The sequence below is a fragment of the Leadbettera azotonutricia ZAS-9 genome (assembly GCF_000214355.1).
In the GTDB taxonomy this organism is placed as follows: Bacteria; Spirochaetota; Spirochaetia; order Treponematales; family Breznakiellaceae; genus Leadbettera; species Leadbettera azotonutricia.
The window spans coordinates 1,664,731-1,680,875 of the sequence record NC_015577.1 but is presented as its reverse complement, the minus strand read 5'-3'; the positions used below and the strand labels follow the sequence as shown (position 1 = coordinate 1,680,875).

The 16,145-nt window shown below is 48.3% G+C and carries 11 protein-coding genes; 7 read left to right on the top strand and 4 right to left on the bottom strand.

Annotated features, from left to right (window positions below):
- The first annotated feature begins 7 nt into the window (after nt 1–7).
- Nucleotides 8–1,819: a hypothetical protein gene (locus tag TREAZ_RS07245; RefSeq protein WP_015711172.1), complete on the top strand. Its 1,812-nt coding sequence runs from the start codon at nt 8–10 to the stop codon at nt 1,817–1,819.
- Between the two features lie 9 nt (nt 1,820–1,828).
- Here TREAZ_RS07245 and TREAZ_RS07240 read toward each other — a convergent pair whose 3' ends face one another.
- On the bottom strand, nt 1,829–3,349 hold the full coding sequence (locus TREAZ_RS07240; RefSeq protein WP_015711171.1) for a hypothetical protein: 1,521 nt from the start codon (nt 3,347–3,349) through the stop codon (nt 1,829–1,831).
- A 105-nt stretch (nt 3,350–3,454) separates the two neighbouring features.
- Between TREAZ_RS07240 and TREAZ_RS07235 the strand changes: the two genes are divergently transcribed.
- Nucleotides 3,455–5,209, top strand: coding sequence for a hypothetical protein (locus TREAZ_RS07235; RefSeq protein ID WP_015711170.1), 1,755 nt, complete (start codon nt 3,455–3,457; stop codon nt 5,207–5,209).
- On the opposite strand, the gene TREAZ_RS07230 is transcribed toward TREAZ_RS07235, so the two are convergent.
- From TREAZ_RS07230 to TREAZ_RS07220, 3 genes are all read right to left on the bottom strand, one after another.
- A complete protein-coding gene (locus TREAZ_RS07230) occupies nt 5,181–6,440 on the bottom strand; it encodes an HD domain-containing phosphohydrolase (RefSeq protein WP_015711169.1) in 1,260 nt (419 codons plus the stop codon). The two genes, TREAZ_RS07235 and TREAZ_RS07230, sit on opposite strands and share 29 nt — an antisense overlap.
- A gap of 67 nt (nt 6,441–6,507) precedes the next feature.
- Nucleotides 6,508–7,341: a hypothetical protein gene (locus TREAZ_RS07225; RefSeq protein ID WP_015711168.1), complete on the bottom strand. Its 834-nt coding sequence runs from the start codon at nt 7,339–7,341 to the stop codon at nt 6,508–6,510.
- A gap of 26 nt (nt 7,342–7,367) precedes the next feature.
- Nucleotides 7,368–8,468 carry a WGR domain-containing protein gene (locus TREAZ_RS07220; RefSeq protein ID WP_015711167.1) on the bottom strand — a complete coding sequence of 367 codons (1,101 nt, stop codon included), beginning with the start codon at nt 8,466–8,468 and terminating at the stop codon, nt 7,368–7,370.
- Between the two features lie 68 nt (nt 8,469–8,536).
- Between TREAZ_RS07220 and TREAZ_RS07215 the strand changes: the two genes are divergently transcribed.
- The 5 genes from TREAZ_RS07215 to TREAZ_RS07190 all read left to right on the top strand — a co-directional run bounded on the left by TREAZ_RS07215 (nt 8,537) and on the right by TREAZ_RS07190 (nt 16,143).
- Nucleotides 8,537–9,139, top strand: coding sequence for a hypothetical protein (locus TREAZ_RS07215; protein ID WP_015711166.1), 603 nt, complete (start codon nt 8,537–8,539; stop codon nt 9,137–9,139).
- Between the two features lie 8 nt (nt 9,140–9,147).
- Nucleotides 9,148–9,843 carry a hypothetical protein gene (locus TREAZ_RS07210; protein WP_015711165.1) on the top strand — a complete coding sequence of 232 codons (696 nt, stop codon included), beginning with the start codon at nt 9,148–9,150 and terminating at the stop codon, nt 9,841–9,843.
- A 593-nt stretch (nt 9,844–10,436) separates the two neighbouring features.
- Nucleotides 10,437–12,602, top strand: coding sequence for a WGR domain-containing protein (locus tag TREAZ_RS18325; protein ID WP_052297652.1), 2,166 nt, complete (start codon nt 10,437–10,439; stop codon nt 12,600–12,602).
- Nucleotides 12,491–14,446 (top strand): WGR and DUF4132 domain-containing protein, encoded by a 1,956-nt coding sequence (locus TREAZ_RS07195; RefSeq protein ID WP_052297651.1) that lies wholly within the window; start codon nt 12,491–12,493, stop codon nt 14,444–14,446. The genes TREAZ_RS18325 and TREAZ_RS07195 overlap by 112 nt, the downstream gene beginning before the upstream one ends.
- A complete protein-coding gene (locus TREAZ_RS07190; RefSeq protein ID WP_015711163.1) occupies nt 14,443–16,143 on the top strand; it encodes an ankyrin repeat domain-containing protein in 1,701 nt (566 codons plus the stop codon). Before TREAZ_RS07195 ends, TREAZ_RS07190 begins: the two co-directional genes overlap by 4 nt.
- Nucleotides 16,144–16,145: the final 2 nt, after the last annotated feature.

Below are 16,145 nucleotides of genomic sequence, written 5' to 3'. Positions count from 1 at the left end.
GGCCTCCATGACTGAAAAAGCACTGATAGACGAGTATTGGCGATACATCAGGGATTGCAAACCCCAGAAGATGGAAGAATTCAAAGCCTATACCAAGGGAACCGGCCCCTGGCCCGAAGGGATTGTCTCCTCCCGCCATCGCCCCGTTTATGAGCGCTCCAATTTCCCCGAGGACATAGAGCTTGAGCTTGGCGGCAAAAACGATGCTCTGGCCCTGCACATACTCAAGGCAGTGGTTCTTTCCATGCCCAAGGAAAGTATACCCTACCATGAGGCGGGTATTCGAGTGCTGCACTCACTGGGTGTCCCTTTCGAGGATGTGTATTGCGGTATAGAAGAATCGCCCACCATGGATCCCTGGACCATTTACAAATACTATCCCGATGAGACAAAAGCCTTTCTGGAAGCGCAGATAAGCAAAATAGGCCCGAACAAAAAACTCTACGCCCCCAACATGGCGATAGCGGCGGAACTTGCGGTGGAAGACCCGGCTAAATATAAAAGTTTTATTCCCCTTATTGAAGGCTTTGTGGAAAATCAGCTTGCCGAATGGGACAAGGACAGCGAAAAGGCATACTGGTTTTCTCAGCGCTGCGCCAGGCGCGCCGCCGTCGTTGCGGGCGACCTTTCCCCCGCGCTGCAAAAATTTCGTCGCTGCATCTTTTTTGACATGAGCTTTCCCGAAAACCCCTATACAATGGATGAACTTTGGGAGATTGGTAAAAAGATCGGCATCGCGGACGAATGGTTTGAAATACTTCTCCTCCAGGGAAGCATGAACGAAACAAAACTGAAGGACCTACCCAAAAGCCCCGCCGAACTGGCTGAACATTTGCGAAAATTTTATAAAGAAAACCCCGCTCTCTTTGAAAAAACCTACCGGGCTTTCTATTGGCAGCTTGATGGTAAAAAGATAACTGACGATATTCCCCATCCGGAGGGGAACCTTCGTGCTTCGCGCTCGGCGGAGGATCCGCCTAAAAAATCTTTTATCTATTCTTTGTATCTTTTGAGCATAAAGATTGAAAACGGAGAAGGACAAAAAGAAATGGCCGAATTGGCGAAAAACTGGGATAAGCTTATAGAAATCAGAGACAACGACTTCCTGGGCCAAACACCCGGAGATTATGATTATACTCGTCCCTTTGCGGCGGTCTACGAGAGCGGCATACCTCAACTGGATGCGGCCTTCGATAAAGCCTTTGCGAAACTCCGTTCCCGCAGCGATGATACGAGTGACCGCTTTTCTTTAGGCCTGCGCATACTCATGGATCTGCGCGGGCAGTGGTGTAATGCGGAATCTACGGCGAAAGCTTTTGCCGATACAGCCCGTATTAGTGTTGAGGATTTCCACAATGCCTTTAACACCGTAAAGCATGCACAAAGACATGCAGGCGGAGGGTCCGTTCCTTTTGGGCCATTCCCTTCGGAACTGATAAGGGAATACACCCGTCTGCACCAAGACGAAACACGCGCCTATATCGAAAACAATCTCGCCATCATCGGGGCCAAGCCCGTCCGCCAGGAATACCGAGCCGAAGATTTTCCCAACTGGGTAAAGGCTGTTTTTACGTCGGAACCTTCTGGTAAAGGCGATGGATCTGGTGAAAGCGCCGGGCTTCCCATTACGGACGCGCTCATTCTCTTTGGGGCAAAATCCAAGCGGGTTTTCCAGGTACTGGAAGAGCTGCTCGTGAATCGGGAAGATGAGATACGGACGGAACTGGAAAAAAGACTGCCCAAATACAAAAAAGACGCCTCGGAAACAGCTCAGCGTCTTATCGCGCGGTGGAACGCGAAGAAGGCCGCTGTCAAATAAACCATACGATTACGGCGCTGCCAATAACACTATCGACTCCGGTTTATAGCGTATGCCGCATAATAAATATCCCGGCTTTGGCGCGGTGATAAGTCCATAGGCAAGACTTACCAATTGGTTCAGTTTTGCTGTAAAAAGGCTGTCGTATAAGTCCCCAAGGGCTTTATATTCGCTGCGCAAGTTCAAAGGGATAGCCTGCTCGTTCTCCTGGTATATATCACAGAGTCCTTTATTTTCATCATCGCCATTGTCTCCATCGTCGTCATCGTCATCGTATTCGTTCTTGCCGGGAACCCAGGCATCAAGAACAATGGCAACGGTACCAAAGCCGTTATTTTCTTCATCAGAATTATATTTCGGCTCCTTTAAAGTCTGGAATGGATTCTCTCTGTCTTCAAGGTGATACTTCTTTACTCCGAAGCCGATGGTTTCCATATCGCTGTAACGCCAAGTGAAATACAGGGCCTTGTAAGATTCAACCGGATCAAGAAATTCCAGACTGCTTTCAAGGCCCTCTTTGAAATAGGCAAGGATCTCGTTTTCATCAAGTTTGGAAAGCTCCGAAAGTATCTCCTTTGGCTTGACGGTGATTATTTTAAGCAAATCGCTATTTATCTCCTTAAGACCGGCGGCTTTCTTTTCAAAGTCAGCTTCCAGAGCCTCCTGCAGTTTGGTACGCTTGATGCTTTTAATTTTTATTTTTGGAACCTTGATTTTCCTCGTTTTTGCCAGCTCTTGTTTTAAATAACTTTTCAAAGCGTGGTATTCATTTCTGTCCATCTGTCCATGATCCCCATCATCCCCGTACAGATCAGGCCGTTTTTTTGGATCAATTTTGTTTACGAGCTTCTCGCATTCATCAAGGCGGTTGGTATCCAGATACAGATCGCAGAGGTGAAAAAAAGCCTCACCGGTTTCTTTAAGAGCCAGCGATTTTTTTATATACTTTTCGGAATTGACCGTGTCTTCTTCTTCATAATAATGGCGGGAGAGCAACGTTAAAGGAAGGGGATTGAAAGTATCATGGATGCACCAATCCTCAAGGATAGAACGCTGCTCTTTGCTCCATTCGCCTTCCAGCGCTGAAAGATAATTTTCTTCGCAGCGGTTCAGCTCCAGGGCCTTCATATAACATTCCTGCGCTTTCACTCCGTCAATCTTTTCGCTTGTAAATCCTTCTGTCTCTTCATCATAATTGGTAAGGATGTACGCATCATACACTCTGCCAAGATTGATCCAGCTTTGTTCCCGGGCCGACTCCAGGGCCAGCGCCTTCTTGAAAGCTTCTACCGCCTTGTCAAAAATGGCACGGGTTTCGGCCAACGCCTCCGGCCCTTTTTTAACGGAGTTCTCTTCGGCGAGATTCTTGTAACAGAGCCCGAGCAGGTCCCAGCCGCCTGAAAATTCGGGGCTGTTTTTTACCAGCTCGTCGGCAGCAGCTTGGGCCTCATCGTAACGGAAGTCTTCATAATCATCATATCCCGCCTTGAGCATGTCCTCGTCCCGCTTTCTATCACTGTAATTTTTCATAATCTCACCCCTTGTTAGAGAATTGTAACAGGATATGCTATAAATGGCGATACTTGCCTCAATAATATATATTCTTTATAGTTTAATTGTGCAAGGAGACCTTTCATGACCGAACAAAACCTGATCCACGAATTTAACCAGCTTGCCGACATTTATTTTAAGCCCAAAAAGGAAAAAGAGTTCGAGGCCTATATCAATGGATCAGGCCCCTGGCCCAAGGGTATTAAATATGAGTATAGCCATTTCCCCGGAGAAGTGGAGGCGGGACTCGGCGGCCCGTACGATGCGCTGGCTCTGCGTATACTCCAAGCGGTAGCCCTCTCTATGGAGAAGGCTAAAATTCCCTACAACGATGCGGGTATCAGGGTGCAGCAATCATTGGGTGTTTCTTTCGAGGAAATTTTTAAAGGCGTCGGAAACCAGCATATCGGTTCCTGGAACATCGCTGGCCGTCTTTTCAAATATTATCCCGAGGCGTCCCGAGCCTTTTTGGAAGCCAATCTGTCGGCAAAGGGAAAGTCAAAACTGTCCCAGGACCCCCTCTACGGTCTCATCATCGTCATGGCTGCGGAAGCCCTGAAAGCAGAGAGCGAGAAATATAAAAACTTTATCCCCTTTATCGAAGAGTTCATCGCCAAACAATTCGATGAAATAGAAGCTGTTCAATCTATTGAAGATGAAACTCCCTGGCAATCCGCCCGGCTTGCCTGTCTTATCGCCGGGGATTATTCGCCGGGCCTGGAAAAATTACGCCGCCGGCTTTTCTACTACATGGGTTATAAGTGGGGAGTCACGGGATGGGTTGGTTCTTTAATGAACGACGAAGATACATTTTGTACAAAAGAAGAACTGTGGAAAACAGGAAAAAAGATCGGCCTTCCCGACGAATGGTTCGAGCTGCTCTATCTTTTGGGGTATGCGGGAAAAATAAAAGGCAAGGACATTCCCTATATTACTCCCCCTGACCGGCAGTTTCTTTCAAAACATTTCAAAGCCCTCTATGCAGAAAACCGGCCCCTCTTTGACACGGTACACCGCGCTTTTTATTGGCATATTGACGGAAAGACATCGAAAGATGAAGTCCCGATAATCCCCAAAAGATTGTTCTCATATTCATTTTATCTTCTTTCCATAAAACTTGATAACGGTGATGAAGACGCCATAGCTTTAGTTAAAGAGTTGGTAGAAAATTGGGACGAACTTATCACGGTTAATAAAGGCACCCTCGACCCTGAGGATATCGCCCCCTTCGCCGTTCTCTACGACATAGGCATTCCGCAGATAGAGGCGTACTTTACGGAGAAATTTGACCGGGAAGTATCGCCTGATTATGACTACAAAAGCAACCTGATCCGTTTGATCATGGAACTCCGCAGAGACTGGGCAACTCCTTCCCAAACTGCCAGAGCCTTTATCGCAGGAAGGCACTTTAACGCCGAAGATTTTCATAATTCCTTTAATACGAAAGGCCGCTTAAAGGACATGGAAGACTGGGAGGCATGGGAATTCCCCGCCGAGATTGTTCGTGAATACACTGCCGCTCACCCTGAGGAAACCCGCACATTTATTGAAACTCACCTTGCTGAGCTTGGAGCAAAACCCGAGAGCCGCCTCCGGGCCGATGACTTTGCCAACTGGGCAAAGGCTATCTTTTCATCCGGCAGCGGGCTTGGCGGCATGGACGCGCTCATCCTTTTTTGTGCAAAGTCAAAGCGGGTGCTTAAAGTTCTGGAAGAAATTCTCCTTGATAAGGAGGGCGAGGTTCGTGCGGAACTTGAGGCAAGGCTGCCCAAATTCAAGAAGGACGCTTCCGAAACTGCCCAGCGGCTGCTTATTCTATGGAATGCAAAGAAGGGATAGATGCATCTATTAATGGCAGCGGCACATCCTTAAGAGAGAAATCAACCAAAGCCTTATCGATGTCCCGCACAATCTCTTTATCAACAACACCACTGTGCGCCATATCGTATAAAATATTCATGGTATCCCTGTGGGTACGTCTGTCATGGTAGGGCCTTTCCTCACTTACTGCCTGGTAAATATCTAGGACGGCAAGCAGCCGGGAAATAAAATCCAGCTCTTCGGCTTTTTTGCCAAAGTGGTAGCCTGTACCGTCGAGCTTTTCATGGTGGAAGGCAGCCCAGTCTCTGATTTTTTCAAACCCGGAAATTTTCTTGAGCATTGTCCATGTGTGCCATACATGTTTTTTGATAATGCGAAATTCTTCGTCGGTCAGCTTGCCTGGTTTCTCAAGAATTAAGCTGGGAGTGGCAAGCTTTCCCAGATCGTGGAGGGCCGCCGCCAGGAATATCTCCGATTTGAGCGCCGCCGGATACTTGTAATAACCCGCCATCAGCCAGGCCTTGTTTGCAATCTGTGTTGAATGCCGACGGGTAAAATTCGATTTATAGTCGATGATATGGGTAAAGAACTCAGCTAAACTAATGAGCATTTTATCTTCCATATTCACCGACCAGGAAGGAATTGTATTTTCAACAGCCTGCTCTATATGATCATTCCGGAGGCTTATGAGCATTTCTTCGTTCATCACAGAGAGGAATGCTTCTGCAGAACGGGGGGTATAATTTTCCCCGATACTATTGGTGATTTCTTCCCGCAGGTCGGGGAGCTTTTCGGGCGGAAAATTTTCAAAGTGATGTTTTACATCAAGAGAATCTGCCATGCCTATCAATTCCGCGCCCAGGGGGATTTCTCCCGCCTTTTTATGAAAGGGGCCGGCGCCGTTTGCCCTTTCATGATGGTACAGGACAAAGCCATTAATATCCGTATCGAGCATCAGGGAATCCACATTCCGCTGCCCTATGGTGCAGTGAAATCCCAAATCGGGCTTATTTTCTGTGCTGCCGGAATGCTCGGCCAGGATATATTCGGTAAGGGCATTATCATGAAAAAGGGCGCAGGTTCCGAGGCCATGGTGATCATTCCCGTTGAAATCAAGTTCTTTACCCATGGCCGCAGACAGTACGGCAACCCGCTTTCCATGATGACCGGCGACGCCGAGAAGTTCCCCTTCAACAATATCCAGAGCATCGGACAGCGCCATAATCAATTGATCCATACGGATTTTCATACAAGTCCTTTTCCTGCAAGTCTATATCTCATTGTTACAGTATAGCAGATACAGCCCTTTTGCTATACTAACCCGATTTTTCTGCATCTTTTTTGTAGGCTTCAATTATATCCGCATAAGGTTTAAAGAAATCGAGCTTTTCGTAGCTCTCACTTTCCCCGTAATAAGTAAAGAAGGCCCGCTTAAGGTTTTCTTTGACTTCGTCAGGACGGTTCCAACGGGCGGCGGAATAGGCAAGACCGGCGGCTATATACGGGTCGTCACTTTTGGCGGGCAAATGGACGCGGCAGAAAGCGTCAAGTTTTTCGTCATTACAAACCGCTGCGCAACGCAGACCCACGCCGTATATGCTCAAAAGATTATTCTTTGCCGGTTCGTCCGCCCCTTCCAGTTTAGGCAGATGGTACATAAAAGCGGCGACGCCGGAGAGAACTTTTGCAGTTTTTACCTGGGCGGTAAAAATTACTTCCAGTGAATGCAACAAATGATCCGAGCCATAACTGATAACAAAGGGTTTGTCCCACTTATCCAGTTCCGTAAGAAGCTCGCTCAATTTTGAAGGACGGTTCAAATTGTAGAGACCTCTGACTTCATTAAAAAATGAAATAAAGAATTCATCCTGCTCTATAAACCCGGCCTTGATTTTTTTGGCGATAAGTTTTTCCGCTTCCTTGCCCCACAGTTCCGCGCTGGCAAATGCTTTTTCCGAAACAGAACCGCCTTCACCGAGCCGCACTGCGACAGGGTCTTGCTTATGTTGCTGTTCCCACGCATTCCAGTTGGAAAGGGTCATGGTGGTATTTTTAACCTTGCCGAAATTCACGATCAAATTTTCGTTATTGGTTTCAATTGCCCAGAATTTGTCGGACTCTTCATTCTTTAAGGTAAACACCCGCTTCATGGCTTTCTCCTTTTTGTTTTTCTCAGCTATTTTTTATGCTCGATTAAGTATTCTAATCCCGAGGTCATCCGGCTTTTCTTTTCTTTGATATACGTCAATAGCTCATCGTTGCCATATTTATAAATCCATGAGCGTATAGAATTGATAATATCTTCAAAACGTACCCCCGCTAACTGTATGTTTGAATCGGTAACTTCTTTATAATGGATCAACAGATTGCTCCCCATGCTATTATGTTCTTCCCATATTGTAATATACAGATCGACAAAATTTTTTAAGGCCGCGGCGGGATCATTTTGAAATTGCATTTGATATTCCACAAGCTTTGCCGCAAAGGGCTTGCTTTCAAAATAGCGCAGGTAGTTTTTATACAGGAACAATTGCCGCATATCGTCTTTATGTTCTTGCCTGCATACTGCAATGAGCATACGGTCAAAGGCCTCGTTTTCATCAAGGTGATCCAGACAGAATTTTTCGAGCTTGACATCATTGGTATGCAGGGCAATGAAAAAGCCTTCTGCATAGAGAACCGTAATACTGTCAAGGATGTCCTCTTTTTCTGTTTTGAATTTCGGCACAGAATATAAAAATCGCTTAATATCGTCGAAGTTAATTTTTCTAAGCCAATTTGTTGCATAATGTATGGCGATTTCTATATACTGAATAAAGATATGGACGCCGTAGGTGATTTCGAGTGAACCCCTCTTGTCAAGTTCATCCAATGCCACTCGCAGAATTTTTATTTTTCCGGGATCTCCTGATTGCGGTCCTTTGCAATCTTCGTCCAGCCTTTTATCCTGAAAAAGCTGCATCCCTTCGTCAAGATCGATAAATAATTTTTCCTGCTCCGCATAACCTTCTTTTATTTTTTTGGCTATCTGTTTTTCTGCTTCTTTGTTGCACAGGGCATCGTCACTGAATTCTTTTTCCACAACCTGTCCGCCTTCGCCTATGCGCTGGGTTATGTCACCGGTGGGCCACTGATAGCCGCGAAAGCTCGATGACTTATCGCTTGAAAAAGCAGTATTCCGTATTTTCCCGTAATTGGTGGTGAGTTTTGCGCCATCTGTCGTTATGGTCCAGAATTTATCCGATGTTCTGTCTTTAAGGGTGAATATCCTTTTCATGACGTTCTCCTTGGAGATTTTACTGTATACCATTGATATTTAGCTGTCAATTCTATTATTATGACAAAATGGTGGACGCGATAAATAACCTTATACCAGGTATGATGTACCATATAAAAACTGCTTTCACCGATCATGACGGATGTGAACATTTTCCGGGTTCAGCCGTCGATGAATGGTACTACATGGGGATGTACCTGTCCGGCACTATGGTAACCCTCTATGTAGACAATTCGGGTTACATAGAAAACTATCAAAATATTTCCGGCATACGTTTTGACCTGAACAGTGCAAAGGAACGGGTGATCGCCGAAAACTTTACTGATTATATAAAGCCTGTATTGCCGCCTGATCTGGTCGATACCTCATCTGCAAAAAAGTGGTACAGCACTCAATTAACGGTGGAACCGGATATAGTTTATCGTAATGAACTTCAGGAACTTGATGAGCGTATCGCCGTTTTGGAAGGCATTGGGCAGACACAGCTTAATTTTCTGGCCAACGCCCTTATACAGGGGGCGATCTCCGCGCCTACGGTATTATCGCCGATTTTCGCAAAGCGGGCTTCACGGGTAATTTCACCATGTATGATCGTCCTGATGCGCCCCTTGTATTGCGCTTTCTTTCCCTCAAGTATAACGGTGTGTATTGGGGATACTCAGGCGATATAAACAGGGCGATGGCCGACTATGACATAGTTATAAACATGCAGGGGATTCCTGCGGAACTTACTGCCCGCGCTCTCCTCCACGAGACTTTTAGCCGCATGTACTGGCTACGGGGCGTTAAGGCGGCAACAAGACAGTACGACAGGGTTATTAAAATGGACAGCGTTCCCGCCGAGCTTAAGGCCTATGCCCTCATGCGAAGAGCCTGCCTTCGTACGGGGAGCCTGGGGTATAGCCGCTCCCTTAAAGACTATGACGTGATCCTTACAATGTCCGGCATAAGCACCGATTATAAAGCGGAAGCTCTACTTTCCAAGCGCTATGCCCATCATCGGTTATTTCAATATAAAGAAGAACAGGCATGTATACAGGAAGGAATCCGCATGATCGGTTTTTCATCTAAGCTGCGGGTATGGTTTCTGTTCCGGGCTGCGGACGAAGCATTACAGCTCAATGAAGTACTGGCTGAAAATTATGCACGCGCCATTGCGGAGTATACCGAGATATGCGATATGAAGGATGCGACTATACGGCAGCGGGCACGGGCCATGCTTGCGCGGTCCTACTGTTATTTCCGCACCGGAAATTATAATGAAACCGTCAAGGACTGCGATGCTTTTATCAGTATCGCCATGGGTACATTGAGTGAAAAACAAGAGTGCCTGGAACGCCGGAAAGAGTCTAGCAAATTTCTCAAAGGGCGCTGAATGATTACTCTTCCACCGAATTTTTCGGTACCCGTACTATATGCATCCTCCTTTATTTTGTAACAGCTAACACTTTCCCGCATTTTTTTCATTTTACGGCGTCACTTTCATTATCAATCCCGCAATCGGTACAGGTCCACACTTCATCATCAGGGAAGTATTTGTCCGCATATTCCTTGTTTTTGCAATTACATGCGCATTCTTTAATAATCTTCCAGTATTTTCTACAGAAATCCCAATGCTTAAATTCATTCTTTGGTTTCTATAACCCAGAACCTGTCGGATTTTTCATCCTTGTAAGTAAAAAAACGTTTCATGGCGGTTCCTTTTTACGTTAATTTTATAGCATTGTCGTGTTTTGTCAATTGCTATTACAGCTGCATTGGCTCATGGTGGGACACTTCCAGCTTGATCGCAGAAAACCCAAGATTTTCCTTGGGCAGTAGGAGACTGAGCTTTTCCCATACTGTCGGCGGAGAATGATGAATTTAACATCATTTTAGAATAGGTTCAACTATTTTTCAGGAATACGGTAAATATCAATTGGCAGAATACGATGACTATGGTATACTGAATCCAGTTGGAGGCCTCCCGTGACCGAAAAAGAACTGATAAAAGAATTCTGGCATGTTTGCAGGAATTGCGAACCCTGGAAGAAAGATGAATTTGAGGCTTATATCACCGGGAATGGTCCATGGCCAAAAGGTATTAAATACGATCACATTTTCCCCGATGAAGTGGCTGCGGAACTTGACGGCAAATACGGCACCCTGGCCCTGCGTATAGTCCAGGCGGTTATCCTCTCGACCAAGGATGATAAAATTGACATCGCGGAAGATACGGAAGTACGGGTTCTCAAGTCCCTCGGCCGGTCCTTCAAAGATGTCTATAAAATGATTAATAAGGGCGAAATCGGCGGAAACCGGCACGGAACCTGGAACACCGCGCGTAATTTTTTAAAATACTACAGCGATGAGATTCCGTCTTATCTGGATGAATTATTGGCTGACCCCAAACTGCTGGACCCGGAAGAGAAATTTTCCGGCATCAACATCGCTTTAGCTGCGGGAATCCTCGGACAAGCGGACGCCGATACCGCCAAAAAATACAAAAACTTTATTTCCCTTATTGAAGCCTTCGTGGCCAAGCAAGTTCACGAAGATGAAAACAACATTGACCTTAAAGAATGGTTCATACAGCGGGAACACAATTACTGCGGGCACCTAGCCGCTTTTTTGGCCGGTGACTGCTCTCCTGTATTGAAAAAACTGCGGCTCCGTATCCTTTTTAACACCTGGTTTCCCTACTGCCCCTATTCGGAGGAGGAACTGTGGGAGCTGGGTAAGAAGATCGGCCTTCTCGACGAGTGGTTCGAGATACTTCTTCTGCAGGGTGATATTGAAAAAACACCCATGGAACTGTCGGCCCACTTCAATAAACTCTACAAGGAAAACCACCCCCTCTTTGAAAAGGCCCACCGGGCTTTTTACTGGCAGCTTGACGGTAAAACCCTTGATGATGAAGTTCCCCATCCCCCAAAAAAAGCATTCCGTTTTTCCCTCTATTTACTTGCCGTAAAACTTGCCAACGGTGAAGGCCAAAAAGAAGTAAAGGAACTGGCGGAGCATTGGGATGATCTTATCGAGATTAAGAAGGATTCCTATTTCTGCGACAACGCATCTTCCTCCCCCGATTTTACCCGCCCCTTTGCGGCGATCTACGAAAGCGGCATCCCCGGCCTGGACAAGCTCTTTGATGAAAAATTCGCCAAGCACCGCAAAAATGATGATGACCGGATCGACTATATGTCATATATCATCCGCTTCATTATCGATCTGCGCAAAGATTGGCGTACCCCCGAATCTACCGTACAGGCCCTTCATACGGCGAACCGTATTAGTGTGGAGGAATTCCACAACGCTTTTAATGCGATAAGGTGGAACCTCGACACCCCCAGTTTTACTTTTCCCAGCGATATTATCCGGGACTATACCCATCTTCATCCCGAGGAGACCAAAGCCTGGCTAGAAGGCCACTTGGCGACTGTCGGGACCAAGACCGTTCATAATGAACAATCCGAAGATTTTACCAGATGGCTCAAGGCGGTCTTTTCGCCCGGCGGCCAGGATTTAAAGGACGCAGTGATCCTCTTTGGGGCCAAATCAAAGCGCGCCCTCAATGCGGTGGAAGAACTGCTCACAAACCATGAAGATGAAGTCCGCGATGCTCTTGAAGCGGCGCTGCCCAAACTCAAGAAGGATGCTTCCGAAGCCGCCCAACGCCTTATTGCCCGGTGGAATGCTATGCCCGGCGCGGCAGAACGGGCCGCCAAACGGGCTCAGACTGCGCCTGCCCAAACGGTAAAAGCGCTTACTCAGCAAGCGGCTGCGGCCCCGGCATCATCTGTAAAAACGGCGGCTGCGCCCGCTGCCGCCTCATCCGCAAATTCTTCCGGTTTGCGGAGCTTTGTTTACACTGACGACAAGTCAAACAAGTTCTGGAATATCGAAGTAAATGGGACCGGCTTTACTGTAACTTTCGGCAGGGTTGGGAGTGCCGGGCAAGTGTCGGAAAAAAGTTTTGATACCGAAGATGCCTGTACTATAGCCGCAGGAAAGCTTATCGCGGAAAAACAAAAAAAGGCTATGTGGAACAGAGCGCTCCTGCTGCGGCTGCAGTCTCGGCCCCAAAGCCTGCTGCCGCGTCAAAGTCCGCTGCTCCTGCTGCTTCAGCCCCGGCAGCGAAACCAGCCTCCGTAGCGTCCGCGCCCTCGGCAGTACCGGCTGCCACACCCGCATCAGGCGTAATACACCGCAGCTTTATCTTCGAAGATGGCAAGTCCGGCAAATTCTGGACTGTCAAAGTAAAGGGATCCAATTTAATCACAATCTACGGCAGAGTAGGCAGTGATGGAGAAAAAACGGAAAAAGATTTCAACAGCGATGGCGCCTGTATACAAGAAGCCGAAAAATTAATTGCGGAAAAAACCAAGAAGGGTTATGTGGAACAGGCTGTGTCGGAACCCGCCGCTACCCCGGCAGCAGGGGCCGATCCGGCCTCTGCCGCTCAGGACGCCGCCTGGGAAGCAAAGGTAAACCCCGCCCGGAAAAAGCTCATTGCCTGGGTTCCCGAAGAAATCTTTGCCGCCGTCCGTTTTGCCGACGGGAAAACTCCCGCCCCCAACGCTTTGCGTTTTGTTTTCGCAGAACATTTTCTTCTGGCATCTCCTATTCCCCTCCCGGAATGTGCGGAGATACTGGCGGCCCTGGACAAAAAATCGGTGCAGCAGGCCCTTAAGGCGCTTTACGAAAACTGGCTTTCCACAGGAGCGGACGCGAAAAAGAAAGCCGTCCTCATCCCCTATTGTTTTTACACCCCCATAAACGAACTGCTGGCCCTCAAAAAACAGATCTACGACTGGATCGACGCAAGCCGCGGCGCTTTGGCGGCCTTTGCCTCCGAATGTTTTGCCGCCAACGGAAACGACCTGGCCTTCCTCGCGGTGGACGAAATATCCCAAAAAGCAGGGAACAAGCAGGTCAAGAAAGCCGCCCAGGGCGCATTGCTCCGGGCAGCCGCCGATTTGGGTATCACCCTTGATGAACTTCTGGACAAGATCGTTCCCACCCTCGATTTTGATTTGAACGGTAAACGTATCTTCGATTTCGGGCCCCGTCAGTTTGAAGCTACTTTACAGAAAGATTTCTCCCTGGCCCTCACCGATCTTTCGACAGGAAAGCCCATCAAGAGTCTCCCCGCGCCGAACGCTAAAGACGACAAGGAAAAGGCCGATCACGCAAAGGCGGAACTTTCTGAACTCAAAAAATTCATCAAGGCGGTGGTAAAGAGCCAGACCATGCGGCTTGAACGGGTACTCATCGATGGCCGGCCCTGGAAAATTGAAGCCTGGAAAAAACTTTTTGTGGAAAATCCCATCATGCGCTGTTTCGCTTCCGGCCTTATCTGGGGCGCCTATAACGACGGCAAACTCATTGAAACCTTCCGTTACATGGACGACGGCACCTTCAACACTGCCCGCGACGAGGAATACACCTTGCCGGAAACAGCCGCCATCTCCCTGGCCCACCCCATCGAAATGGGGGAAGAAACTACCACCGCCTGGAAACAGCAGCTTGAGGACTACGAGATCATCCAGAGCATCAAACAGCTTGAAGTAAAAGTCATTCCCTTAAAGGATGATGACATCGAAACTGAAAAGAATTTCGGCGTCAAACGTTACCTGGGGAACACAGTCCCCGAAAGCGCCCTTACCGGCCTGGCAAAAAAGTACGACATGGAACGGGGCCCCACCGGAGACAGCGGTTCCTACTATTCCTATGCCTTCAACGATACATGGCTGGGCCTTACCGCGGCCATCACCTTTGACGGCCCCTACATGGGCGGCGGCGAGCCCGGCGAATTGTTATACGCTTACTTCTACAAACTTCCCGGCCCCGACACCGAAGACCCTATGGACTACGGCGAAATCGCCAAGGGCGCAGGGCTCGATCCCCGGACCCTTCCCCTGCGCTTTGTGAGTTCCATTCTGTCCATCTTCGATAATCTGCTTAAGGCGGCGGAGAGCGCGGAGGAAGATGAGTGAAGGACGAGAGACTAGAGTTTTCTATTTTTGAACTTAGACCAGACGTTCGTTATTGGGTAAACTCCGCATTCGACGACACCGAAGGCTTCTGCCATCCTGCAAAGGAAAACTGGATCCTCCGGGGTATTGAGGGGAACAAGGAACAGCCCGTGCTCCTGGTGGAAATGGAGGGCAAGCTCCTCCGTTTCAGCCCCGAAGAACACATTGCCAGAAACGCCGCCGATCATATTTCAGAGGCCAATTTCTCCATTCAGGATTTTCGTGACGCCTACAACGGTAAGTACTTTAATATGGCAGGGATGTACGAAGCCCTCAACAAAAAAGATGTGGAAGGCTATTACGATGGAAACCTCTACCATTTAGCTGCGGCCTTTTACGATGCCTGGGCGATCAACTACCTCCAGTCCCAGGGCGTTAAGCCCACGGTGGATAATGGCTGGAACACTCCCCTCCACAAGATATGTATGAGTAGTTTCGGTGCGGATGATTACGCCAGGCATTACGACGAAATGTACCAATGCGTCTGCCTGCTCCTGGACGCCGGGGTAAATCCTCAGGCCCCGAACAAAAATGGGGCGATAGCCTACCTTGAGGCAGCGCAGTATGGCATCTATCCCCTGATCCACGCCCTTGCCGATCGGGGGATCAGAATGAACGCCGCCTATTCGGAAGGGAAAAACATTTTGCATTATCTGTGCAACAAGCTTGATGTCCTTAAATATTTCGCCGGCCACATTGAAAAAGTCAAAAAGATGATAACGACAATTATACAATCCCCTGAAGCCGGCATTGATATTGAGGCCAGGGACGGCTACGGCTTTACTCCCCTTGATTATGTCCAACGCTCCGGGCCTGAGGCCAAGGAAATCGCCGCCCTCTTCGTTGCCGCCAAGGCCGGAGGAAACTCCGCTGCCGCCTCTGTTGCGGCCCTCACCGGCGGCATGGATATCTGGCAGGCTGTCCTCCACGAGGACCCGGAAGCGGTGGAAGCGCTGCTTAAATACGGGGCCGACCCCAACATGGTCCATGACAAGGACGATCTTACCCCTCTGCAAATTCTCTGCAAAAAGGAACCACGCTTGCCGCCCCCGCCCAAATTTGAAAAAGATTTTTTTGCTATTATGGATCTGCTCTTTGCACACGGCGCCGATGTCAACCGTGTCAACGAAGCAAACGAAACCACCGCCCTTTTCTGGCTCCTTATGAGCCCCTACAAATGGACATTGCGGGTTCTTGAGTACCTCATTGAAAGGGGCCTTGACCCCAAGGTTCCCCTGGACAGCGAAGGCAACACTTCTCTCCATGTTATGTGCCGCCGTATGTTCGACGAGCGGATGAATTACCTGTTTATCGAAAAACTGCTGGACGCCGGGGCGGACCCCAATCAGACAAACCGGGAGGGCCTTACGCCCCTCATGCTCTACGCTGAACACGGCCTTGAGTTCGAGCAAGAAATCGCCGAGACCCTTTTATCCCATGGCGCAGATCCTGGCTATGTTGACACCTTCGGCAATACCGCACTGCACTATGCCGCCGCCAATTACAACGAAGCCTCGGGCAAGCGGATCATGGGGCTGCTCTTTGACGCGGGTTATACTGATATTACTCATGTCAATAACGCCGAGGAAAACGCACTTGATATTGCCCAGCGGAATAATCACGGGAGCATAGTGAAGTTGCTGGTGGAAAGGGGATAGTT